The sequence below is a fragment of the Paenibacillus sp. DS2015 genome, from assembly GCF_050433705.1.
In the GTDB taxonomy this organism is placed as follows: Bacteria; Bacillota; Bacilli; order Paenibacillales; family Paenibacillaceae; genus Paenibacillus_AQ.
In genome coordinates this window covers 1-23,903 of sequence record NZ_JBNPWS010000016.1, presented here as the reverse complement: position 1 = coordinate 23,903, position 23,903 = coordinate 1, and the positions used below count along the sequence as shown (strand labels likewise).

Below are 23,903 nucleotides of genomic sequence, written 5' to 3'. Positions count from 1 at the left end.
TACTCGCAAATGCATGATCCTTATTCAATATTCGCTGCTTGCTCTCGAATTTTCTCGAGTTCTGCTTTCATCTCAACAACACGAGTGATCAATGTCAGATGATTAGCCTTAGAACCTATTGTGTTAACTTCCCTATTCATCTCTTGAATAAGAAAATCCAATTTCCGTCCAATGGGTTCATCTGACCGAAGTAGGCTCATACATTGTTTGAAATGACTTTGTAATCGAATTAATTCCTCATCAATGTTGGAACGATCTGCAAATACTGCAATTTCCATTCCAAATTTATGTTCATCTAAGACGAAAGAATGATCCTGTAATTCAGATAATCTCTGTTTCAGTTTCAATCTATAATCCTCGACTACGGTAGGCGCAAAGCTTACCATCTCGCTATGAAGGGATTGCAGATATTGTAATCGTTGCTCAACATCTTGTAACAAATGACTACCTTCCGTGCTTCGCATGAATACTAATCTTTCAAGCGCTTGTTCAAGTCCTTCTTGGAGAAAGGCTCCCCATCCCTCCATATCATCCTCAGCATTCGCAGGTAGTTGATCAGGAGGGATTAGAATATTAGGTAAAGATAGCATATCCCGCACTGTCAGTGATCCTTCTAAGCCATATTGGTCATTAAGATCACTAGCAGCTTGCATATATGCCTTAACAGCGGAATGATTAAGTGCTCCGAATAACACGTCTCCTTCTTCTGCCTCTTTATTAATAGAAATATCAATACGCCCGCGCTTCACAATCCGTTGTACTGTTCTCTTCATGACATCCTCAAAGCACGTCCATTCACGAGGCATTCTGAACACAACTTCACAGTATCTATGGTTCACAGATTTGATCTCGAATTCAACTTTGTATCCCCTAAAATTCAAGGCGGATTGACCGTATCCGGTCATACTATATAACACTCGGCACCACATCCATTACACTATTGTAATTGATAACTATGAACGAAACAAGGGGGACAATTCACGGCCTGATCTCTGCCACACATGCTCCGTGAGTTCCACACTCATCTCATAAAACATAAATGGAGTCATGATATAGATTCCGTTAAAATGATTCATTGCCTCATCGATCAATTCTTTAGCAATGGTTATTCCCATGGCTCGTCCCTCTTCTCCTTCAAGTCCAGCCATTCTTCTACGGACTTCATCCGATAACTGGATACCCGGTACTTCATTATGGAGGTATTCTGCATTTCTACCACTTGCAAGTGGCATAATACCAAGAAAGATCGGGATACTCAGATGAGATGTAGCTTCCTTCATCGATGCAATTAGCTTCGGATCGTATACGGGTTGAGTCATAATATAATCTGCACCAGCAGAAATTTTCTTCTCCAGACGCTGTACAGCTTTGTCTAAATATTTCACATTCGGATTAAACGCTGCTCCTACTACAAATTTAGCCTTCTGCTTCAAGGGTTTCCCCGAAAAAGCAATACCATCGTTGAGCTGCTTAATCATACGAATGATTTCAAAAGAAGTAAGATCATATACTGAACTCGATCCTGGCAAGTCTCCAAATCGAGCAGGATCTCCTGTTACAGCAAGCACATGATCAATACCAAGCGCATCAAAGCCCATCAGGTGAGATTGTGTACCAATTAAATTGCGGTCTCTACAAGCGATATGAATGAGTGGTCTAAGGCCCATTCGATCATAAATGAGATGTCCCAGTGCCATATTACTCATACGTGTAACCGCAAGTGAGTTATCGGCCAACGTCAATGCATCTACACCCACTTTTTTCAAAGCTTCAGCGCCTCGCATAAATTTATTAATATCAAGATCGCGAGGCGGATCAAGCTCAACAATGACCGCATGACGAGTCTTCACAATATCGACAATATTAGGTTCGGTTCCTACCGTTCCTTGATCACCACTAACACCAGGTTGTTCATTTATGATAATCGGAGGTACATAAGTCTCTAATGTGCTCGTCCGATCAATCGGGGCAGGAATGTAGTCGGTTAAAGCCTCTGCGATATGAGCAATATGTTCTGGCGTAGTTCCACAGCAACCCCCAATGATTCTTGCTCCTAAGTCTGCAAAACGAACAGCCATTTGACCAAAATACTCTGGTGATGCTGCATAACGGTATTCTCCATCCACATAATCCGGTATACCCGCATTAGGGAACACGGATACAGGTACAGCGAGTTGATCTCCAATACTTTCCACAGCCCGCATAATACCATTGGGTCCTGTGCGACAATTAAAGCCAATGACATCAGCGCCCGCCTGCTGTACGATCCGGAAAGCCTCTGGCATCGCATATCCATCCAAAGTACGGGCTACATCTTCTACAGCGAACTGGCAAATAGTAGGCAAATCACTCATCTTCCTTACAATCGATAAAGCCAATACAAGCTCTTCCACATCATAGAAGGTTTCAAGCAATAATCCATCTACACCTTCTAACAGGATGGCATGGATATGCTGTTCAAAATAATACTTAAGTTCAGATGCTGAAATATTGGTCCGCTTGCCCCCACGTATAGAGCCTATAGCACCTACGATATATCCATTATCCCCCACGGCACTCCTTGCAATACGAACGCCAGCACGGTTAATTTCCTCTACTTTAGATTCCAGACCGTATTTGGACAATTTATCATAGTTAGCTGAGAAGGTATTGGTCTCCAGCACTTGTGCTCCAGCTGCTACATAACGACGGTGCACATCTGCGATAACCTCTGGGGATGTCAGATTTAACTCCTCATAAGAAATACCTACAGGAAATCCTAAATTGTATAAATAAGTGCCCATCGCACCATCACCGATTAGCACGTTGTTCTCCAAAGCTTGCCGCAAATCCGGTTTCATTATTGCCCCTCCACCCTCACGCTAGTTTCATATAAATGTAACATATATCCCTACCAAAGATAAGCTTCATATGAAAAAGTAGCTTTATAAATCGGGGCTAGCCTCTAGCGGTCCCTTCGTCTTCCAATTTCAACTGCTGTACGATTTCAATCCAAAATTTGTAGACTACAACGATTGGAGGAACGTTCCATTAGCAGAGCATCTCTCAAAGCACCTAAATTCCTCCTTCAAAAAAAATGGGGTGTCCCTAGCCATTTTCATGACTTATGGGACAACCCCCTCTAAATATGCTAGCTACCTAATAAGTGTACATCATTTCTTCAAAGGACTTGATGGGAACAAACGCATCCCCTTCTTCCTGATCTATATGTGCAAAAACTACCCCTCTAGTGTCCCTTTGTAGACCACTGCTGCCGGTCCCGTCATATAGACGTGGTTATCTTCTTCATTCCATTCAATGAATAGATCCCCTCCCTTGAGGCTGATCCACGCAGAACGATCTGTAGATCCATTCAACACAGAGGATACAAGTGTGGCACACGCACCTGTTCCACAAGCTAACGTGGGGCCCGCACCACGTTCCCACACACGCATATCAACTTTGCCGCGATCATGTACCGTAGCAAACTCTACATTCACCTTTTTGGGAAATAGAGGATGTACTTCGAGCTTAGGTCCCCAGGTCCCCAGGTCAAAAGAGACCGCATCATCGACATAAATGACACAATGCGGATTCCCCATAGAGACTGCTGTGAATCGGAATTCGCGTCCATCTACCTCGACTGGATAGTTCACCACCGTTTTGGCATCTACGGCGGTTGGGATTTTGATCCCTTCCAACACAGGTTCGCCCATATCAACCGTTACTTTGTCTACCTGTCCATCCTTCAATTGAAGATGTACAGCCTGTGCACCTGCTCCTAACGTTTCAATTGTAATATGTTCCTTCTGAACGTATCCATGATCGTAAAGGTACTTAGATACACAACGAATCGCGTTACCACATTGTTCTGCTTCCGATCCATCTGAATTGATAATTCTCATCTTGTAATCAGCAATATCCGAAGGCAATATATAGACTAAACCGTCTGCACCGATACCAAAAAATCGATTACAGTATTTCTCAGCCAGCTCTGCGACGTTATGTGGCAATGCTTGTTCTCCAAATATAACTACAAAATCATTACCTAATCCATGCATTTTTGTAAATTCCATCATCCCACTCCTTCACGATTGCTGCACTTAACTTTAGTTAGCATAACGGAAAGAATGGGACAATTGTATTGATTTTATGCCGAAATCTTTGTACTTTTCACCACGATTCTACCATTTCCACGATGCTTGTGACGTTTGCCTCCCCACACACTACCGATCCCCATGAGGAAGGTAGGAATACCGGCGGCTACAATCGTAAGTGCCCATTCACGCAATCCAAGGGGTACGGTCTTAAAAATCGGTTGAAGGGGTTCGATATAGAACACCGCTAACATCAGAATTAAGGATGATAAGACCGCTACGACTAAATACTTATTCTGGAACGGATTACGATGAAATATTGAGCGTGAGCTGCGGCAGTCAAATACATGGATCAATTGAGCTATCACCAATGTAGCAAAGGCGACCGACTGTGCTTTGATCAGCTGACCTGGTTGATCTGGAGCAACACGTAATGTCAGCCAAAAGGCTCCCAATGTACACAAACCAATTAGAAATCCGCGGCTAATAATTTTCCAGCCTAGACGCCTTGCAAATATATTTTCCTTCGCTCCACGAGGCTTATGTTCCATTAAATCCTTCTCTGGCTGGTCCACACCTAGGGCCATAGCTGGTAAGCCATCCGTCACGAGATTGACCCAAAGAATCTGTATGGGCAACAACGGTAAGGGAAGAGCCAACATCATTGCGAATAACATCGTCAAGATCTCCCCTACATTCGATGCCAATAGGTACCGAATAAATTTACGGATATTCTCGTAAATATTTCGCCCTTCTTCAATCGCAGATACGATCGTAGAGAAGTTATCATCACTAAGGATAAGGGACGATGCCTCCTTGGTTACGTCTGTGCCCGTAATACCCATAGCAATCCCAATATCAGATGCCTTGATGGCGGGTGCATCATTCACACCATCTCCTGTCATAGCCACTACATGCCCTTTGCGCTGTAACGATTTCACAATCCGTAACTTATGTTCAGGAGATACCCTGGCATACACAAAGGTCTGATCGACTTGAGCATCCAATTGATCATCACTTAATCCGGATAACTCCTGCCCTGTCATGGCAAGTCCCCCGCGAGGTAGAATGCCAAGCTGATGCGCAATCGCTTCTGCTGTTGTGCCATGATCCCCGGTAATCATGACGGTCTTGATACCTGCACGACGGCATGTTGCAATAGCATCACGAACCTCCCTACGCGGTGGATCAATCATCCCAGTGAGTCCCACAAAGATAAGTTGTGACTCCGCCTCACCTTCACTTCCCACTCTTTCTTGAGGACGTAAATCACGATAGGCCATACCAAGAACGCGAAGCGCCTTAGAGGCCATCTCTTCATTAGCATCTAGTACCTTCTGCCGCAATGTGGCTGTGCAAGGGACAACTTTTCCCTCCCACAATATATAGGAACACTTGCGAAGCAATACATCGGGTGCCCCCTTGGTACATAGGAGTCTTCCACCTTGATGTCCTGTAATAACAGACATTAACTTGCGTTCTGAATCGAAAGGAAATTCTTGTTCACGTTGATATAGACTGCTGAGCGAGGATGGGGACATACTCATTTTGGAAGAAAGGGCCACAAGCGCTCCTTCTGTAGGATCTCCTTTTAAATCCCAACTAGAACCCGCTTCTCCATCCTCTTTCCCTTTCCTTTTACCCTGCAGTTCATCTGGAAGGGTCTCAACAATTTCCGCATTGTTACAAAGTGCCCCAATCTGCAATAATCGACGCAGTCCTTGGTCATTCTTAAGCTCAACTGGACTTTTATTCTCTAGAATTTGTCCTAGAGGCGCATATCCATCTCCGGTAACTTCAAGGTTTCGACCGCCCACCCAAACATGGGTAACTGTCATTTTATTCTGTGTTAATGTTCCTGTCTTATCTGAGCAAATAACAGATGCGCAACCTAGAGTCTCCACAGAAGGCAACTTACGAACAATAGCCTTACGCTTAATCATTCTCTGCACACCCAGCGCCAAGGCCACAGTTACGATTGCGGGTAGACCTTCTGGAATCGCAGCCACTGCCAAGCTAACACCCGCAAGTAACATTCCTACAGCAGGCTGTCCATTCATAATACCTGCAACAACAACTAGAACAGTTAACGCTAAAGATACAATAATTAATATTTTACCTAGTTGTTCAAGTCGATGCTGTAAAGGTGTCTCCTGTGATTCTGTATTCTGTATAAGGTCAGCAATCTTGCCCATCTCTGTCTCCATACCCGTTCGAATGACAATTCCTTTAGCTGTTCCTCTGGTCATCATCGTACCCATAAAGCCTATGTTCTTCTGATCTCCTAACGCTACTTCGTCTGCATGAATAGCTTGGCTATGTTTGGATACCGGCAACGACTCACCTGTCAGTGCAGACTCCTCAACACTACAACTATTCGCTTCAATCCAGCGGACATCTGCCGGAATACGGTCCCCACTCTCAACCACAATGATATCTCCAGGAACAAGTAGCACCGTGGATAATACATCTAACTTTCCAGAGCGAATCACTTTTGCACTAGGAGCTGACAATTGCTTAAGCGCGAGCAAGGAACGCTCTGCTCGAAACTCTTGGACAAATCCTAGAATGCCATTCAAGAGAATAATGGCAATAATCGTGATGGCATCCAAATACTCACCTAGTAATCCCGATATAAGAGTTGCCCCCATTAATACCAAGACCATGAAATCTTTAAATTGATTCAAGAAAAGGATAATGGGGGAGATCCGTTTAGCCTCGGTTAATTCATTCCATCCATGCTTCTTCCTGACTCGTTCCACATCTTCTTCCGTAAGGCCCTGTTGCGGTTGAACACCTAACATATCCTGCAATTCTTCCGCATGCATCTGATGCCATTTTTTTAATTCCATGCTTCCCGTTCCCTCCCAGTCTCTTTCGCAGTTTTTAGCGACGTAACAGCTTTTCCACCTTGTATATCGTATTCATATTCGGACAGGTGTTAAAATATCACAGAGGTGCCTCTTAAGTTTTTGTCCGAACTATGGCATCATAGAGAGTATGAGGATACACAGCCTATCCACGAAACTCTCTAAATAACGGGATTTCGGATTTCATAACATGCACATAGATACGTATTCAATAATCGATGGGAGATATATAACATGGCATTAGACGGCATTGTAACAAGAGCTATTGTGCAACAACTACAGCCATACAAAGGCGCCCGCATTAACAAAATATATCAACCTAACAATCACGACATTCTATTCAACATACGGTCGAGAGAAGGAAATGCTAAGCTACTTCTCTCCGTCAATCCAACTTATCCTCGTGTTCAGTTAACCGAGAGAAGTTTTCTTAACCCACAGGTAGCTCCCATGTTCTGCATGCTTATGCGTAAGCACTGCGAGAGTGGTACGATCGAAGAAATTGAGCAAATCGGAATGGAACGGATTATTCACATAACGATTCGCCAACGGGACGAGCTCGGTGATGTATCTTTGAAGAAAATCATCATTGAACTCATGGGCCGTCATAGTAACATCATTCTGATGGATTCCGTGACAGGTACCATTCTAGACGGTATTCACCATGTGACCCCAGCCATCAGTAGTTACCGGATCGTAATGCCAGGTGTAGCTTATACATCACCTCCTGAGCAGAACAAACTAAATCCGTTAGAGAGCAACAAAGAGTCATTCATAACAGCTTACACAGAGAGCGAACAAGAGCCTATCTCCTGGATCGTGGATTCTTTTAGCGGATTAAGTCCTTTAATTGCCCAAGATATTGTCTTTCGTGCAGATAAAGAAGAGGTTGCCGAACAATATAATGCCCCTCTTAAGTTGTGGCACGCATTCTCTCGTGTAATGGAACTCGTGAAGAACCACGAATATAAGCCCGTTATGGGCGCCAACGCCAAGGGAAAAATGGTGTTCTCCGCTATTCCTCTAGCACTATTGGGAGATGAGTTCAAAACCTATGATTCTATTAGTGACTGCATGGAGGATTACTACGGAGAAAAAGCAGAGCGAGACACGGTCAAGCAGAAGGTTAGTGATCTGTTGCGATTCCTCCATAATGAACGTTCTAAGAATACTAAGAAATTAGATCATCTCAATGAGGACTTAACGGATGCAGGAGATGCCGATCAATATCGTATTTGGGGAGAGCTGATCTTCGCCTCGCTTCATATGATTAAAAGAGGTGACAAATCTGTCGAGGTATCTAATTTTTATGATGAAGAGCAAGCTCTGATTACGGTTCCACTAGATCCATTACTGGGTCCATCAGATAACGCACAGCGCTACTTCAAAAAATATACCAAATACAAAAACAGCCTTGTCGTTATTGGAGAACAACTGGATAAGACGCGTGAGGAAATCCGTTACATGGATGAGCTGCTGCAGCAGTTATCTTTTGCCGCGATGAACGATATTGAAGAAATTCGTGAAGAATTAATTCAACAAGGGTACTTACGGGATCGTAGCAAAAAAACGAATAAAAAGAAGAAGAAATCCGACAAGCCAACCTTACATGTATTCACTTCTTCCGAGGGCATCGATATTTACGTTGGCAAAAACAACTTACAAAATGAGTACGTAACAAATAAGCTAGCTGGACCGAATGATACATGGCTTCATACGAAAGATATTCCTGGCTCCCATGTCGTCATCCGAAGCACTGAGTTTGGAGAAGCTACACTTGAAGAAGCTGCTCAACTCGCTGCTTATTTCAGCCAAGCCAAAGAATCAAGCAGTGTTCCTGTCGATTCAACGCTCATCCGTCATGTACGTAAGCCAAGTGGATCCAAGCCTGGATTCGTCATCTATGATCACCAGAAAACATTATTCATCACCCCAGATGAAGAGCTAATTAAACGTCTTCCTAGCGTCATCAAAAATTAAAAAAGAAGCTCTAAGGGACGATAAGCCTGAACTTCGTCTCCTTAGAGCTTCTTTTATTCTAATCCAACCCTATCTTCCACAGTTACAACTTGCGTCGTTGTAACTGTGGAAGTACGTTTACAGATATGCTTACACTACCTATGTCTCCATGAAACACTACGCCTTGTCTAGCCCCATGATAATCTGAACCCGCCGTTACAACCAGACCGAAATCCTCTGCTAGCGCAAGATACCGTACTTCCTCTTCGGTCCCATGATCGGAATGGTACACTTCAATCCCTAGCGGTTTCGCCTTCTTAATTATCTCTCTTACTAAATCGTCATTCTTATACAATCCAGGATGAGCAATAACGGGTGAACCCCCAGCTTCTCGAATCCATGCACAAGCATCCTCAGGTGAAATTCGTGGCTCAGACACAAAAGCGGCTGCTCCCTCCGCTAGATAGCGATCAAATGCATCACGCATGTCTACCGCATAGCCTTTCTGAACCAGAACATCCGCAATATGAGGCCTACCCACGCTTTCATCAGGTTTCAGTTCACGCCCTAAACCAAGTACAACCTCATCCAAGGTTATAGAGACACCTAGATCCTGTAGGCGTTTAATGATTTTGCCATTACGAAGTTGACGAGTTTCACGGAGTTCAGCTAATCTCTTAAGGAACGTTTCATTTAGATAATCAACATAGTAACCTAACACATGAATGTCTTTTCCTTCTGCACGAGTGCTTATTTCAACACCAGGAATGACAGACACCCCATATTTCCTACCCGCTTCTAATGCTTCCGCAACACCTGCTACTGTATCATGATCCGTAATAGCAATCGCAGAGAGCCCCTTTGCTTTGGCTAATCGAACATTATCAGCAGGCGGGTGCATCCCATCTGACGCTTGTGTATGTGTATGTAGATCACAGCGACCTTGTTCTTCTGGCATATTCTCGTCCCTCCTCGACTATATCTATCCATACTATATTGTATTTTTTTGTAAAAATGTGAGAAAGGTTACCGCTGAAATAGGTAGTACCGTAGACTTCAAATGAATGGCGTAAAACTGACGCTTAAACTCCACATCCCGTATATTAACTATTTTCACTAAACCTAGTGCCGTCTCATGCTTTACTGATGATGGGGATAACATGGTTATGCCTAGTCCTGCTTCCACTGCTGATTTCACTGCACCTGTACTTCCCAACTCCATCACAGTGTGAAGATTCTCTGCCGGATATCCCTTACTATTTAACTGATCCTCCATCACTTGACGTGTCCCTGAGCCCCGTTCTCTTAGAATAAAAGGATACTCTAGTACCATTTCCAACTCCACCTCTTCATACTCAGCTAAAGGATGGAGAGCTGGCACGATCAGTTTTAATTCATCTTGCATGACCACGTCAATGACCATGTCTGGATGCTCAATAGGTGCTTCTATGAGACCGAAGTTCAACTGATGCTTCGTAATTTCCTCAATAATTTGCGTTGTATTCATAACCTTCATCATAATGTTAATATGCGGAAACTGTTGACCAAAAGGTCCGAGTAATCTGGGTAGAACATATTCTCCGATCGTAAGACTAGCACCAAGCTGTAATCTCCCCTGTAACATTTGGGTATATGAAGACATCGCCACATCTGCTTCGCGGACTAAATCTATACTGCGTTTAGCATAGGGAAATAACGCTTTACCTGCTTCCGATAATTCAATTTTTTTGGTCGAACGGTCTAATAGCTTAGCACCAAAATACTCCTCTAGCGATTGCACTTGCATGGTTACTGCTGGCTGTGTCATATGTAGCACCTGAGCTGCTGAAGAGAAACTACCCCGCTCCGCAACGGTGTGAAATATATGAAGCTGGTGAAAATTCATATCCTGAGCTCCCCCTTCTTCGTAACTCTATTGTAACGGAACATGATAACAAAAAAAACACGCACTAGAATAAGCTGCATGCGTAAGGACTACCATTCATCATACTGATTAGTCGTGTACATAAGATTGACTAAAGTTTACACTCACCAAACTCTATGCGTTCTAGTAAAATCAAGAATCGTATGAGGGTTCGTCTTTAGTTCAATCATATGGAGGTGTCTTTCTTATTTCTTAGTTTCACTTTCGTTTACGGCTATTCTTAATGAGAGTCATTCTGCGAGAATGTCTAAGCCAAGAATAATACGTCTTTAAATCTCTTAATTCCATCGTTTCGGACATTTTACCTAAAAAAGTGACGATAATCATCTTATGAAGGATATTCCCAGTAATATCTAGTTCACTTTCAAGCTCCGTAAACTCAGCTACTACAACTATATCCTCATCAATTAAATACACGTCTTGCTCATTACGATAATAGGGCTTTATTCGATCTTGCTTCAGGCATTCCCACATCCATGCTGCAATCTCATCATTATCTTTCCCACCATGCTCGATCCGATCTAGATACCGTGTTCTTGCATGGTTAGTAATGACTATATCTGCTACTCTCTTGTCACCTAGAGACACAAAAAAAGATTCATATGTGCTCCAACGTTCCGTCCCCTTGTCGCGCATGGAATATCACTCTCCACCACATAGGTCTTTATATCTATGTATTTATACCTATTATATTACAGTATAGCGCTATGATTCACAAGAGAGTAACACATAAATTAAATATATTTACATAGATAGGACTTAAAACTGCTTTGTTGACGTCTGCAATAGTGCGCACAACCTATATTTGTCATATGATTGCACAAAAAAAGCGATCCTTATGGACCGCATGATATAAATAAAAGGTTACTAACCTTCTTCTCTACTTCTTACTTAGAGAATCTAGAGACCATAATAGCTTGTTTTATCGGGAATATCACTGCTATACTCAGTTGGAATTTCAGTACGAAAAGAACGCTCGATCTTACGTACATATGAAAGCCTACGTATGTTTTTGGAAACTTCCTCTGCTCGATCAGCATTTACGTACATCACCACATAATGCATTCTCTTAGATATATAATGAACAGTTCCGTATTTCTCCAGATTCCGTGCTGCTTTCAAATCATTTACCCAGATAATATACCCTGTACGTTCCGCGAACATGTTACTGCCACCCCTCTTCCTCTAACTAGCCAATTAACCGCATGAGCAGCCGCCCCCGCTGCCACAACCTTTAGGTGCAGGATCATTACTAGGTACTTTGATGGTATCCGATACAGAGAATGCAATCGTCTCTGACATCTGATGTAGCAACTCATCCAGCTTCTTCTCTGCCAACTTGAAGTTAACCACTTCCTGGTAACTCTCAATCTCTGCTTCAACAAGCTGCACATTCTCTTTAGCAGCATGGAAATCTGGGTGGAAATGCCCAAAACGTTGCGTTTCATCGAACAATTCCTTCTTAGCCTCCAGCTTCCTAACTAAAGACTTGATCTCGGGATGAGCTTCAACTTGGCTCTTCCAATATAGATAATCTGACACATTGACAGACTGATTAATCATATCGCCTAATTCATAGGCGTACATCAACACTTCTGTCATGTTGATTGTTTGTAATTCTGATACGACCATGAAATTCATCTCAATTCTAAAAAAGTTCTTCTGTTCTATCAGAAGACTTTTTCATCATATCATATCCTACGTTTCATATGAAGGGGTTTCAACAACGCGAATTAGGGTTTTTTAGTTAAAAGAGGGGATTAGTAACTTAATTTCTTGAAAATCACTTGGGTATAGTTCAATCCATTGATGGCCTTGATCATGAAGAACCGTTAGCTCCCCGCTCACCATCCAAGGATTGTAAGTTATATTCAATGGCGTAAATTCAGCCACCTTTCCATTCATCGTTATTCTAACTTTCGTATGCCACGCTAAGGCCTGTTCAACAATCGTTGTAGTCGTAGAGAAGTGGTATCTTCTAAATTCATCCCTCCACCTTATTGGAATTCGTTCTAGCCCTTGAAAAAGAGACACGGGCATAGGGATCTCCTCAACTACGCTGATATTTGAGCGTGCGGCAACCTCAAATACTCCCTCTTCTTCAAAGTCAACAGATTCAAACAACTGCCTTTTAGGTTCATTTGACTCATCTTTCATCTCTCTAGCCCATTGTTCAAGTACTATAGACACATGCTCCGGGATTACAACCAAGGAATGTTCCGTTAAGAATCGGATCATCTCTTCTATAGCTATGCCCTTATCCAACCCTCTCGTAATACTTAGCTTCGACAACCTATATACAGACATGTGATCATTCTTAATCATCTCCGTAAACAAAAGAAGTCTCCAACGCTGTATGAAACCTACATGGGAAGGGACCATAATGTCATAATCCGGCTGTACGTAAAAACCGTTATACCCACTATCCGTTATGTTAACGGCAGACTCCTCTAGATGCACACTCGGTATCTTCCAGCGAAAATAGCGAGGTTCTCCTTCTGATATCGCCAGATCCATCCAACCGAAACCAGCCAAAGCTTGTAGCCATGCTCTCGCTTTGCTTTGCCATTCTAGTCTTTGTCTCTCTATCAGGAGCCCCTGACGGGTCATCCAGCACATAACCTTGTCCAAATCTAGCCAAGATCCTGCCCTAACAACCGAACAACGGATGAATTGACAAAAGTGCTGCAGCTCACGATCTTGAACAATATAACGTTCATTCACTATACGATATACCCTGCTTATCATTTTATCTGTACTTAGGTTCAACCATTGATGCAAAGGTCTCTCATGTAGCATAACCTGCTTCGCATCCGTATCTATAGATATAAGATTCAGAAGAAGGAGCAAATCCAGGATAACAGCAACAGGCTGAGGATAATCCTTTAGCAGAGGTTGTAACACATCTAATGAAAGACCTCTTAGATCCTCTACATCAAGCTGTATAATCGCTGCTAGACCCTGGATACTCTTTTTATGTAAGGTCCCCTTTGTCGTAAAAAGCATCTTATGCTGAGACAGAAATACCAATACATTAAATAGATCTAGTATGATGCCTTGCTTCTCTTGCATCACAAGTTGAGTCCCTCTTCCCTCTACTTCAGCTAAATTCGGGGTGAAAAATGCTTCTTGTAGGGTAGGAATGCTCTCTTTAGAGATACAATATCGTTGTTCTCCCCAATACTTTTCGGTAGCCACAATATATCCCTTCCTCCTTACGGAGAGGAAGGCGAGCATAACCTCAACTCCACTTTGCCCCTCTACTCTCAGAGGCAGGATACTCGCCTCCTCGAAGGTCAGTCCAGCATGGTGAGTATATATTTTTCGCAAAAGTTCTTGCTCCTGAACATTTAGGTCTTTCATAGCAGAGAAGCGCCCTCCTCCAATTGAAGTTGTACACCTACATTCCGAGCGAAATCTACATCAGACTTATTCTGTATGATATACTCATACCCCTGTTCAATAAGGAACATTTGGCGCCGAAGCGCATAATCCTCCTCTTTGCTGTCCCTAGTGACAAGAGTATAGAAATAGGCTCTATTGCCGTTAGCTTTGGGACGTAATATTCTACCTAGCCGCTGCGCCTCCTCTTGACGAGATCCAAAACTTCCTGACACTTCAATAGCAATGGATGCATCGGGCAGATCAACTGCAAAGTTAGCCACTTTAGATACAACCAGAATAGGAATCTCACCCTGCCTATAGGCAGCATACAAATCATTACGCTCCTGTTGACTCATCATGCCAGAGATCAGAGGTGCCTGAATAGCTGATGCAATTAGCTTGAGCTGATCTATATATTGGCCAATGACAAGAATGGAACAATCCGAATGACGCTTCACAATATATTTAATCATCGAGAGCTTAGCTGGATTCTCCGCAGCCAATCGAAATTTGCTTTTGTTCTCTGCACTGAGATACTGCTCCTTTACTTCAGCCGACATCGGTACTCTTACCTCAATACAATCTACCTTAGCAATCCATCCCCGCTCTTCAAGTTGTCTCCATGGCATGTCATACCGTTTAGGACCTACTAAGGAGAAGACATCTTGCTCACATCCATCCTCACGTACTAGCGTGGCCGTTAATCCAAGACGTCTTGTAGCCTGAATGTCTGCTGTCGCACGAAATACAGGAGCTGGAAGAAGATGTACCTCGTCATAAATGATAAGTCCCCAAGAACGCTCATTAAACAGTTTCACATGCTGAAATTCAGCATCTTTTGAGCGCCGATGTGTCAGAATCTGATAGGTCGCCACCGTGACGGGCTTCACCTCTTTCTTCTGCCCCGAATACTCGCCGATCTCAGAAGCTGTTAATGTCGTCTTCTGAAGAACTTCATCGATCCACTGGCGAACAGAGGTTGTATTCGAGGTTAAGATAAGAGTTTCACATTGCAGCTTCTCCATGACTGCCATACCTACAACCGTTTTACCTGCACCACACGGCAGCGCGACAACTCCACTACCTCCACTTCCCGGCATTCCTTCAAATGCTTTAACTGCATGCTTCTGATAATCTCTGAGTCCAGAAAAATCCTCACGCCAAGAGAATGATAAAGGTTGACCCTCATGATACCCAGCCAAATCTAGAACAGGATATCCGAGTCTAGTCAGCTCTTGCTTCAAGATCCCTCTTCGATCTTGATGAAGACAGACCTCCGATATCGATATTTGCCTCATCCCAAGAGAGAGTAGAGCCTTATAGCCCATAATCTCTTCCAGAATATGTGGTTCCGAGCTCTTCAGAATCAGTTGCCGCGGAACAATCATATCTAGCTCCAGCGTTAGTTTCCCGTACCTAGACATGAGTTGCTCTATGTCCTCACATAAATTTAAAGGAACATCAAAGCGAGATATAGACTGCAAACTATCATTCACCAATGTAGCTGTCCATCCCAACGCAGCCGCATTCCACAAAGAGAGCGGGGTAATGCGATAGGTATGAAAGGAAACTGGACTTTTGAGCAATTCTGCATAACAGGAGAGCTTCTCCCTCGCCCACTCGAACTGGGGGTGCCTACATTCGAGCAGTACCGTTCGATCACGCTGTACAATGCAAGCTTTACTGTTATCCATGAGTATCCTCCCCTCTTCGCTTTAGTACAATAAGAAAAGCCCATCTCCGAAATGTAACCGGAAATGAACTTATAATTTATAAGAACTTTATTTATAATCTGTCCCAAATGGATATTCCTCATTCACTATTCTTGCTGTGCAGATTGAACCATCGTTATAAGTAGTTTCACACCATGTAACATAGCTTCTTCATCAAAATCAAAAAGGGAATGATGATGTGGATAGTCCATGCCTCTATCTGTATTACCTGCTCCAACGAACATGAAGCATCCGGGTACCTCTTGAACATAATATGCGAAATCCTCTGCTGGCATCAACTTAGGCATTCTTTGAACATATTCAGCTCCAAAAATATGAGGTGCCTCATGGAAGAATCGTTGTGCTTCAACTTCATCATTAACGAGCGGAGGATATCCCATTAGATATTCCACACTTGCCTCTGCTCCATAAGTTTGAGCCGTAAGTGTAGCTATAGATTCGATCTTATCGCGGATTAACAACCTTGTTTCCTCATCAAATGTCCGTACCGTTCCTGTGATTCGACATTGCTCCGCAATAATATTCTGAGCCGATCCACCTGCAATCGTTCCTACAGTTACTACAGCTGGCTGTAGAGGGTCAACAGAGCGACTTACAATGCTCTGGAGCTGCATCACAAGAGCAGCGCCTGCAACGACACTATCGATAGTCACTTGTGGGATCCCACCATGTCCACCTCTACCCTTAATATCAATAAAAAATTCATCCGCTGCTGCCATCAGAGACCCCCCTTTACTCCCAACCGTTCCTAAGGGAAGAGGTGTCCATAGGTGAATTCCATAGATGGCATCTACGCCATCCAATACACCACTTTCAATCATGCCCCTAGCGCCTCCAGGACACACTTCCTCTGCGGGTTGAAAAATAAAGATAATTTCGCCCTGAATCGCATCCTGATAACGACTGAAGTAGGAGGCAACACCAAGTAGGATAGAGGTGTGACCATCATGACCACAAGCATGCATCACACCATCCACCTCAGAGCTATAGTCGCAAGTCTTCTGATCTTGAATGGGCAATGCGTCCATATCTGCTCGTAGAGCAATTCTCTTCCCTAATTTACCACCCTTAAGCAGACCTACAACGCCGTAACCCCCGCCTACATTCATCTGCACCTCTATCCCTAACTCACGTAACTTATTCGCAACAAACTCAGCTGTATTCTGCTCACGGTAAGACAACTCCGGATGGCGGTGCAAATACCGTCTCCACTCTACCATCTTAGGTTGTAATTCATTAATAAACGTTTCCTCCATCATACATTTCACTCCTTCCGAACGTGCCCGTACGATCTTGCCGTTCTTTCATGACCTCTATTGAAGAAGATTTCAAGTTTCACCTCGCCCGTAAGCATAGGTCAATATGTTCTACTATTGTATCAGAAATGCCCTCTGCCGTGTATTCCTCAAGGTCTTCAAAGCTTGCACAAGTCCTTGAAACATAATATCATGGGTAAAGAACTTCATAGGTGAATGTAATTAAGGAGATGATTGAATCATGATGATCGAAAATACAGGTTTAAATGGCGTGAAAAGTGATTTGGCTTTACTAGATGACACTGCAGAAAAAGCTGGATTTGTTCGCTGGCAGTGGGAATACTACCGCGCAACATACGAGTATAAAATTGAAGATAACAACACGGAATATTATGTACGTATGAATACTAGAGTAGTGGAAGGCAAACTTGAGAAACCGGATACCGTTCTAGTAATAGAAGCGGTTTATATGGGTAAAGCAACTTTTCCTCACGGTCTAGACTATGAAACTCCTATTCCGACCGCTATTCAAGGCATTGCGAACAAAAAGCTGCAACAATTCAAAGAAATGCTAGAAGCTTAAATGGGACCTCTATCATGAATGAAAACAAGCCTCAACCCAAAAGAGGGACGCCGGATTTCCAGTTGCTTATCCTCACGTTGCTACTTGTGGGATTTGGCCTTGTCATGGTATTCAGCTCGAGTTCTAGTCTAACCATTGCCAGCAAAGTAAACGACGCATTATATTTCGCTAAGCGTCAATTTATGTGGGCTGTTATAGGTGGTTTCTTCATGTTTATTGCCATGAACATCCATTACAGCAAATATAAGAAATTGTTCATGCCTATCTTCATTGTCACGATCATTATGCTTATATTGGTTCCCTATATTGGCGAAGTTAGGAATGGTGCGCGAAGTTGGTTCGGTATCGGATCACTAGGGGTACAACCTACAGAACTTGCAAAAATCGCGACGATTCTATATCTCGCAGCCCTAATCACCAAAAAAGGCGAGCGAATGCGGGATCTAAAAAAGGGATTTATGCCCGTGATGCTTATTGTTGGCGTGGTCGCCGGCCTGATCATGATGCAGCCCGATTTAGGCTCATGTTTAATATTAGTCGCAACCTGCGGCTTAATTATCTATGCTGGTGGAGCAAGTATGAAGCACATCTTAGGCTCCATTACGCTACTTATCGTTGGAGCAAGCCTTGTCCTAGGAATGAATGCGGCTATTAAGTCTATTTCACCCGCGGACCCCTCGGTTTCCGTAGAGAAGAACTACAAGGTGGGGCGTATTGAGGCCTTCTTAGACCCATTTGAAGATCCAGAGGGAACAGGCTACCATCTTATTCAATCTCTCACAGCCATCGGACAAGGTGGATTAACCGGCGCTGGATTCGGACAGAGTGTACAGAAACTTCATTATCTCCCGAATCCTTATAATGACTTTATCTTTGCCGTCATAGGTGAGGAATTTGGATTTATCGGCACGACAATCTTTCTGTTACTCTACTTATACTTTATATGGCGAGGAATTCTAGTTTCTCTACGGTGTCCTGATCCATTTGGAACACTAGTAGGCATTGGAATAATGGGTCTCATAGCTATTCAAGCTTTCATTAATATTGGCGGAGTTACCCAGACCATTCCTCTGACAGGTGTTACACTACCCTTCATTAGCTACGGTGGTTCCTCATTACTTGTCATGATGTTTAGCATGGGGATTGTCCTTAGTATTTCACGTGAAAGCAACAAACCTGCAGTCACACAAGAATATATTAAATCCAAAAAAGACTACCGCGGAATATCTTCCGTGTAGTCTTTTTTTCTGGGCTCATCATTTGTAGTGATATTTATTTGTTGCGAATAACTAAATCATCAATTTCATCATCTTTGAAGGCGACGCCTTCTACCTTGACATTCACTTCAACAATATGCAATCCCGTCATACTTTCGATGGCTTCGCGTACATTTTGTTGTAGCATACGACACACTTCATGAATCGGTGTTTCGTAAAGTACAATAATTCGTAAATCGATAGCAGCTTCTAATTGACCCACTTCGACTGTAACTCCTTTTTGTACATTCTTACCACTAAGACGCTTAGCCCATCCTTCGGATAGCCCTCCGGACATTGCAGCAATACCTGGCGTTTCCAGTGCTGCCATGCCGGCAATTTTCGAGACGACATCATCCGAAATCCGTATTGTTCCATTATCCAGCTGAAGTTGTTCCGTCATGCCCATCCCCCTTCACCTCATTATTCGTTATTGTAAATCCTAAAGGGTCTAAAAAGCAAATCTAGCTTTCAAAAAATAAAGAACGTTCTACAAAATATGAACATGTTATGTGTATAAATATAGCGTCTTATAACCGCATTATACGATGATTAGTGTATGTTTACAACTATAACCATTTTGGGTATATTGTATAAGAATCATAACTAAATATATTCTTTTGAAGAGGTGCTTTAAGTTGAAAAAATGGGTTAGTCCTTCCTTGTTAGTGATTACGTTTCTACTAAGTGCGTTAGGCCATTTTGCTGGTTGGGATGCTACGGTACAATTCGGATTATCCGCACTATCCGTTATTTTTGTTGCTGGATTCCTGGGAAAAGCCACCGAAAGCGTGTCACATTATGCCGGACAGCGACTGGGTGGTTTCCTCAATGCTACCTTTGGTAATGCTGCCGAATTAATCATCGCTATATTTTTAGTTAAAGAAGGCTTATTCGACATGGTCAAGGCGAGTCTTACGGGTTCGATCATCGGTAATCTTCTCCTTGTTCTGGGTCTTAGCCTTTTCGCTGGAGGGCTAAAGTTCAAAATACAGAAATTCAACGTTTCCTTGGCTGGTCTGAATGGTTCTCTCATGATTGTTGCTGTCATCGCTCTATTCGTACCCGCTGTTTTCTTTAATACGCATTCCATTACGGTATCAGATACCAAGATCCTAAGCTTGGTCGTAGCGGGCATCCTTATTGCCGCGTATATCGCTTGGCTTATCTTCTCCATGATTACGCACAAAGCTTATTTAGCCGATGTTACAGAAAATACGCAAGAGGAACTTCCACATGAACATAAGCCCCAGTGGTCCAAACGTAAGTCGATCCTCTACCTCGTCTTGGCTACGGTCATGGTGGCTTTCGTCAGTGAATGGCTAGTTGGTACACTTGAAGTGTTCACCACTCGTTTTGGACTCAGTGAGCTGTTTGTAGGGGCCTTCTTAGTAGCTATTATAGGTAACGCCGCTGAACATAGCGCTGCAGTCATGTTAGCAATGAAGAACAAAATGGGCGCTGCCGTTGAAATCGCGGTAGGTAGCAGTCTACAAATTGCATTATTCGTCGCACCGGTCCTAGTCTTCATTAGTTATTTCATGGGTGATACAATGGATATTGTATTCACCATCATTGAACTCGTTGCCATCTCTGTGGCCGTGTTTATAGCTAAATCCATTATCGATGACGGATCAACCAACTGGTATGAAGGACTATTACTGTTAGTTGTCTATCTTATATTAGGCGTATCTTTCTATCTGGTCTAACACATAGTAAACCAAAAACGGGTATCCTCTTATGACAGAGGTACCCGTTTTGTATATATACTCTCTATGTACGCCTGTTACTCACAGGCCGCTTTTGGTGTTCAATGCTTCATAAAGAATCGCTAACTTGCGCTCTAGCTCACTGACCAACTGTTTTCCTGTATATTCAGCCAAAAGTCCTGCGCGTACTGCAAAATCAACCTCTTTTGAAAATCCATACATTTGGGTGTCTAGTACTTCCTCATATAGAGGACAGTAACGTGTTGCTAGATTCTCCATTTGTACTTCTATTAGCTTTTGAATTTTATCTGCATCTTCTTGTAGAAGATTGATTGCTTTGATGTTCAATTGTTCCTGCAAATCAAATGAAGTCATGCATCTTCCCCCTATGTCTAAAAGTCACTACTTTGCTACTATCCTTAATATTAGACGAAATCACACACCAATACAAGAACCCTCAACAAAAAAGCACCCTTACTGAACTCAGTAAGGGTGCTTTCGCTACAACTAATCAGCTACAACATCAATTTCAAGACCATGTTTGGAAAATACTTCCTTCATAGCTACTTTAGCTTCCGCTGCATCTGGACCATGAACATGAAGCTCATAGGCTTTACGACTAACTAAAGTGGTAAATAGGCCCAAAATACTTTTCACATCGATGTACTTGTTATCTGCCTGAAGTACGATCGAAGATGTGAACTTACCTGCTGTTTGAGCAATTTCAACAACTGCTGCGTTGTTACTGGACATATTATCCCTCCGTAACTTTCGGAATCATTTTTTTCTAAATCTTACCTCTATAATGATACCTTGAATCCGCTTTCTAACGCAAGTGGTTTCTCACTCATTTTAAATGGTCAGGATTCAAGCCTTCAAGCTCGGGAACTACAAATATTCCATCCTTACGGATAAGGACATCATCGAAATAAATTTCTCCTCCACCGTAATCTGGACGTTGAATCAGAACTAGATCCCAGTGAATGGATGACGTATTACCATTGTTGGTCACATCGTAGGCTTGACCTGGTGTAAAGTGTAGGCTACCCGCAATTTTTTCATCAAATAATATATCTTTCATTGGATGGAGAATATACGGGTTGAATCCAATAGCGAACTCCCCAATATATCTAGCTCCCTCATCGGAATCCAGAATATCATTCAGACGCTTCGTATCATTACTTGTCGCTTCCACGATCTTCCCATCTTTAAATGTAAATTTGATATTCTCGAAGGATATCCCATTGTACACGGTCTGTGTATTGTAGCTTATTGTCCCATTTACTGAATCACGTACCGGAGCACTATACACTTCACCGTCTGGAATGTTCTTCTGACCTGAGCATTTCTCAGCACCAATTCCCTTTATAGAGAAGCTAAGATCTGTTCCTGGGCCAACAATATGCACTTTATCGGTTCTTCTCATAAGTTCAGCAAGCGGATCCTGAGCGATGTCCATTTTGCCATAATCAAGATTACACACATCGAAGTAGAAATCTTCAAAAGCTTCCGTACTCATATTGGCAAGCTGTGCCATACTCGGATTAGGATAACGCAATACCACCCATTTCGTATGGTTGACGCGCTGTTTGCTATGTACCTTATGATTATATATGGAATTGTATAATTTCATTTTATCTTCTGGAACATCTGCCTGATCATTAACATTCTCTCCAGCACGAATACCAATGTAACAGTTCATCTGTTTCATACGTTCTAAATCAAGTTCAGCCCATGTTTCCATCTGCTCTTGTGTAGCATGAATAAACATCGTACGCTGTAACGATTTATCTGTAAGCTGGACAAACGAATGACCTTTACGTTTAGCCACTTCTTCCACAATAGCCTTAACAAGATCGCGTTCACTACCGATCATCTCAATAAGAACATTCTCCCCTGGCTGTACATCAACAGAATATTGTACAAGATTCTGCGCTAATTCTTGAATTCTAGGATCACGCATTTACTTCTCCTCCTTATGTCTGCTCTATCTTTTGAACACTGGTTAATTAATACTCTCTATTGTAGCACGATGTAATTTGTAAGTCAGCAGTCGATACCTGTATCCATGTACGATTAATGTTTAAAAGTAACATCACTAATCAGTGTCTCTGTCTGCTTATTTCCTTCTACATCCTTATATGCAATTTTACTCTCCGAGGTTAGTCTCAATGGAAGATTACTTGTTCGATCCATTGTTAAATGGTACACCGTGCCTACTTCCGCTTGTTCAAGCATCACCTTCATCTGTTCCTTTCCTTCCCTCCAAATCTGATCTAACTCCTTCTGAAGTTTGGATTTGGATGAGTCATTCAACTGATCACTCGTAGCCTCATTCCTTAAATGATTCATTTCATCACTCAATTGGGTATCTAGCCACGTTCGAGCATCCTCAGGATCTAATTCAATTCTAAGTACCTTCGTCCCTCTAGCGGCTCCTCCTTCTTCTTTAATCGCTTTCTTTAGCTTCTTAATCCCCTCCAACTGATCGAGCGGATTAAGCCTTGCAAGAACTTGATTCTCACCTATATCTGTATTAGACGTCTGGACCCACCGCCCATTGCTCAGCCGTAAATCCGTTGATTGATTCTGAGTCTTTGAAGACTTCTGTTGTTCAGCAGCAACACGAGTACTTTGTATAGGTAGAATACTATGCATCGTGAGTTCATCATGATTCTTGACCTGCCCTTCAAAGGCAAAGTGTTCCTGAAACTTTACTTGTTCATTTCTGCGTAGAGCTGATTCACCCGTAAATGTGAAATTGTCACTGCCTGTTAGTCCGCTCAACGTTAACTGAAACAATTCATCAGGGGTTCTGCCGTTAGGTAGAAGGTTACAACTAGTGAGTAAGCAACTTATCCCTATCACAAACAACCCTTTAACGATATACCTTGTATTCATAATCACTACCTCCTCCTCTATATCTTTATTTCCTTTATATTTCATTACCTTGCCCATTCCTATCAGAATATATTTAGATAAGAATCCGAAAGATAGACACTTAATAACAATGTACTCATGCTGGTCATTTACACAAAAAAAAGAGCACCCGTAGGCACAATGTCATTAAGTTAAGGCGCAGGCCAAAAATCAAGAACAAGAGCAGGTTATCGAAAAGATAGCCTGCTCTTGTTTTTGCACGAAAAAGAAAAC

Annotated in this window: 21 protein-coding genes; 4 read left to right on the top strand and 17 right to left on the bottom strand. The window is 42.6% G+C overall.

Translation table 11 applies throughout. The features are described from left to right. Nucleotides 1-20: 20 nt before the first annotated feature. From J2T13_RS14710 to J2T13_RS14695, 4 genes are all read right to left on the bottom strand, one after another. Complete coding sequence (locus tag J2T13_RS14710; protein WP_429372514.1) at nucleotides 21-917, bottom strand: YicC/YloC family endoribonuclease; 897 nt, start codon at nucleotides 915-917, stop codon at nucleotides 21-23. 36 nt (nucleotides 918-953) lie between these two features. After that, on the bottom strand, nucleotides 954-2,840 hold the full coding sequence (locus tag J2T13_RS14705) for a bifunctional homocysteine S-methyltransferase/methylenetetrahydrofolate reductase (protein ID WP_429372512.1): 1,887 nt from the start codon (nucleotides 2,838-2,840) through the stop codon (nucleotides 954-956). Between the two features lie 378 nt (nucleotides 2,841-3,218). Then, on the bottom strand, nucleotides 3,219-4,055 hold the full coding sequence (gene dapF / locus J2T13_RS14700) for a diaminopimelate epimerase (RefSeq protein ID WP_429372510.1): 837 nt from the start codon (nucleotides 4,053-4,055) through the stop codon (nucleotides 3,219-3,221). A gap of 74 nt (nucleotides 4,056-4,129) precedes the next feature. Next, nucleotides 4,130-6,928 carry a calcium-translocating P-type ATPase, SERCA-type gene (locus J2T13_RS14695; protein WP_429372508.1) on the bottom strand — a complete coding sequence of 933 codons (2,799 nt, stop codon included), beginning with the start codon at nucleotides 6,926-6,928 and terminating at the stop codon, nucleotides 4,130-4,132. A 252-nt stretch (nucleotides 6,929-7,180) separates the two neighbouring features. On the opposite strand from J2T13_RS14695, the gene J2T13_RS14690 reads away from it, so the two are divergent. Further along, a complete protein-coding gene (locus tag J2T13_RS14690; RefSeq protein ID WP_429372506.1) occupies nucleotides 7,181-8,926 on the top strand; it encodes an Rqc2 family fibronectin-binding protein in 1,746 nt (581 codons plus the stop codon). Nucleotides 8,927-9,008: 82 nt separating this feature from the next. On the opposite strand, the gene J2T13_RS14685 is transcribed toward J2T13_RS14690, so the two are convergent. The 8 genes from J2T13_RS14685 to J2T13_RS14650 form a co-directional block, all read right to left on the bottom strand. Continuing rightward, the gene (locus tag J2T13_RS14685; protein WP_429372504.1) at nucleotides 9,009-9,863 is read right to left on the bottom strand and encodes a PHP domain-containing protein; all 855 of its coding nucleotides are present in this window, start codon (nucleotides 9,861-9,863) and stop codon (nucleotides 9,009-9,011) included. A 33-nt stretch (nucleotides 9,864-9,896) separates the two neighbouring features. Further along, nucleotides 9,897-10,790, bottom strand: coding sequence for a selenium metabolism-associated LysR family transcriptional regulator (locus tag J2T13_RS14680; protein WP_429372503.1), 894 nt, complete (start codon nucleotides 10,788-10,790; stop codon nucleotides 9,897-9,899). Nucleotides 10,791-11,027: 237 nt separating this feature from the next. Further along, nucleotides 11,028-11,465: a hypothetical protein gene (locus tag J2T13_RS14675; RefSeq protein WP_429372501.1), complete on the bottom strand. Its 438-nt coding sequence runs from the start codon at nucleotides 11,463-11,465 to the stop codon at nucleotides 11,028-11,030. 264 nt (nucleotides 11,466-11,729) lie between these two features. Beyond that, entirely contained in the window at nucleotides 11,730-11,993 is a 264-nt protein-coding gene (locus J2T13_RS14670; RefSeq protein WP_429372499.1) for a YlbG family protein, read from the bottom strand. A gap of 33 nt (nucleotides 11,994-12,026) precedes the next feature. Next, nucleotides 12,027-12,461: a YlbF family regulator gene (locus J2T13_RS14665; RefSeq protein WP_429372498.1), complete on the bottom strand. Its 435-nt coding sequence runs from the start codon at nucleotides 12,459-12,461 to the stop codon at nucleotides 12,027-12,029. A 111-nt stretch (nucleotides 12,462-12,572) separates the two neighbouring features. Beyond that, nucleotides 12,573-14,192 (bottom strand): helicase-associated domain-containing protein, encoded by a 1,620-nt coding sequence (locus J2T13_RS14660; protein ID WP_429372496.1) that lies wholly within the window; start codon nucleotides 14,190-14,192, stop codon nucleotides 12,573-12,575. Beyond that, entirely contained in the window at nucleotides 14,189-15,907 is a 1,719-nt protein-coding gene (locus J2T13_RS14655; RefSeq protein WP_429372494.1) for a DNA repair helicase XPB, read from the bottom strand. The genes J2T13_RS14660 and J2T13_RS14655 overlap by 4 nt, the downstream gene beginning before the upstream one ends. Nucleotides 15,908-16,032: 125 nt before the next feature. Then, nucleotides 16,033-17,202 (bottom strand): amidohydrolase, encoded by a 1,170-nt coding sequence (locus J2T13_RS14650; protein WP_429372689.1) that lies wholly within the window; start codon nucleotides 17,200-17,202, stop codon nucleotides 16,033-16,035. 241 nt (nucleotides 17,203-17,443) lie between these two features. On the opposite strand from J2T13_RS14650, the gene J2T13_RS14645 reads away from it, so the two are divergent. Further along, a complete protein-coding gene (locus J2T13_RS14645; RefSeq protein ID WP_429372492.1) occupies nucleotides 17,444-17,785 on the top strand; it encodes a YugN family protein in 342 nt (113 codons plus the stop codon). A gap of 14 nt (nucleotides 17,786-17,799) precedes the next feature. Beyond that, nucleotides 17,800-19,023: a putative lipid II flippase FtsW gene (gene ftsW / locus J2T13_RS14640; RefSeq protein ID WP_429372490.1), complete on the top strand. Its 1,224-nt coding sequence runs from the start codon at nucleotides 17,800-17,802 to the stop codon at nucleotides 19,021-19,023. A gap of 34 nt (nucleotides 19,024-19,057) precedes the next feature. On the opposite strand, the gene J2T13_RS14635 is transcribed toward ftsW, so the two are convergent. Beyond that, nucleotides 19,058-19,444 (bottom strand): Asp23/Gls24 family envelope stress response protein, encoded by a 387-nt coding sequence (locus J2T13_RS14635; protein WP_429372488.1) that lies wholly within the window; start codon nucleotides 19,442-19,444, stop codon nucleotides 19,058-19,060. 235 nt (nucleotides 19,445-19,679) lie between these two features. Here J2T13_RS14635 and cax point away from each other — a divergent pair, with 235 nt between their 5' ends. Continuing rightward, the gene (cax, locus tag J2T13_RS14630) at nucleotides 19,680-20,750 is read left to right on the top strand and encodes a calcium/proton exchanger (protein ID WP_429372486.1); all 1,071 of its coding nucleotides are present in this window, start codon (nucleotides 19,680-19,682) and stop codon (nucleotides 20,748-20,750) included. An 81-nt stretch (nucleotides 20,751-20,831) separates the two neighbouring features. Here the strand turns inward: cax and J2T13_RS14625 are convergent, their stop codons facing one another. The 4 genes from J2T13_RS14625 to J2T13_RS14610 all read right to left on the bottom strand — a co-directional run bounded on the left by J2T13_RS14625 (nucleotide 20,832) and on the right by J2T13_RS14610 (nucleotide 23,651). Further along, complete coding sequence (locus tag J2T13_RS14625) at nucleotides 20,832-21,125, bottom strand: DUF1507 family protein (protein WP_429372484.1); 294 nt, start codon at nucleotides 21,123-21,125, stop codon at nucleotides 20,832-20,834. A 132-nt stretch (nucleotides 21,126-21,257) separates the two neighbouring features. Next, nucleotides 21,258-21,503 carry an HPr family phosphocarrier protein gene (locus J2T13_RS14620; protein WP_429372482.1) on the bottom strand — a complete coding sequence of 82 codons (246 nt, stop codon included), beginning with the start codon at nucleotides 21,501-21,503 and terminating at the stop codon, nucleotides 21,258-21,260. 94 nt (nucleotides 21,504-21,597) lie between these two features. Further along, nucleotides 21,598-22,713 carry an aminopeptidase gene (locus J2T13_RS14615; protein WP_429372480.1) on the bottom strand — a complete coding sequence of 372 codons (1,116 nt, stop codon included), beginning with the start codon at nucleotides 22,711-22,713 and terminating at the stop codon, nucleotides 21,598-21,600. Between the two features lie 113 nt (nucleotides 22,714-22,826). After that, nucleotides 22,827-23,651, bottom strand: a complete 825-nt coding sequence (locus J2T13_RS14610; protein ID WP_429372478.1) for a hypothetical protein — start codon at nucleotides 23,649-23,651, stop codon at nucleotides 22,827-22,829. Between the last annotated feature and the right edge of the window lie 252 nt (nucleotides 23,652-23,903).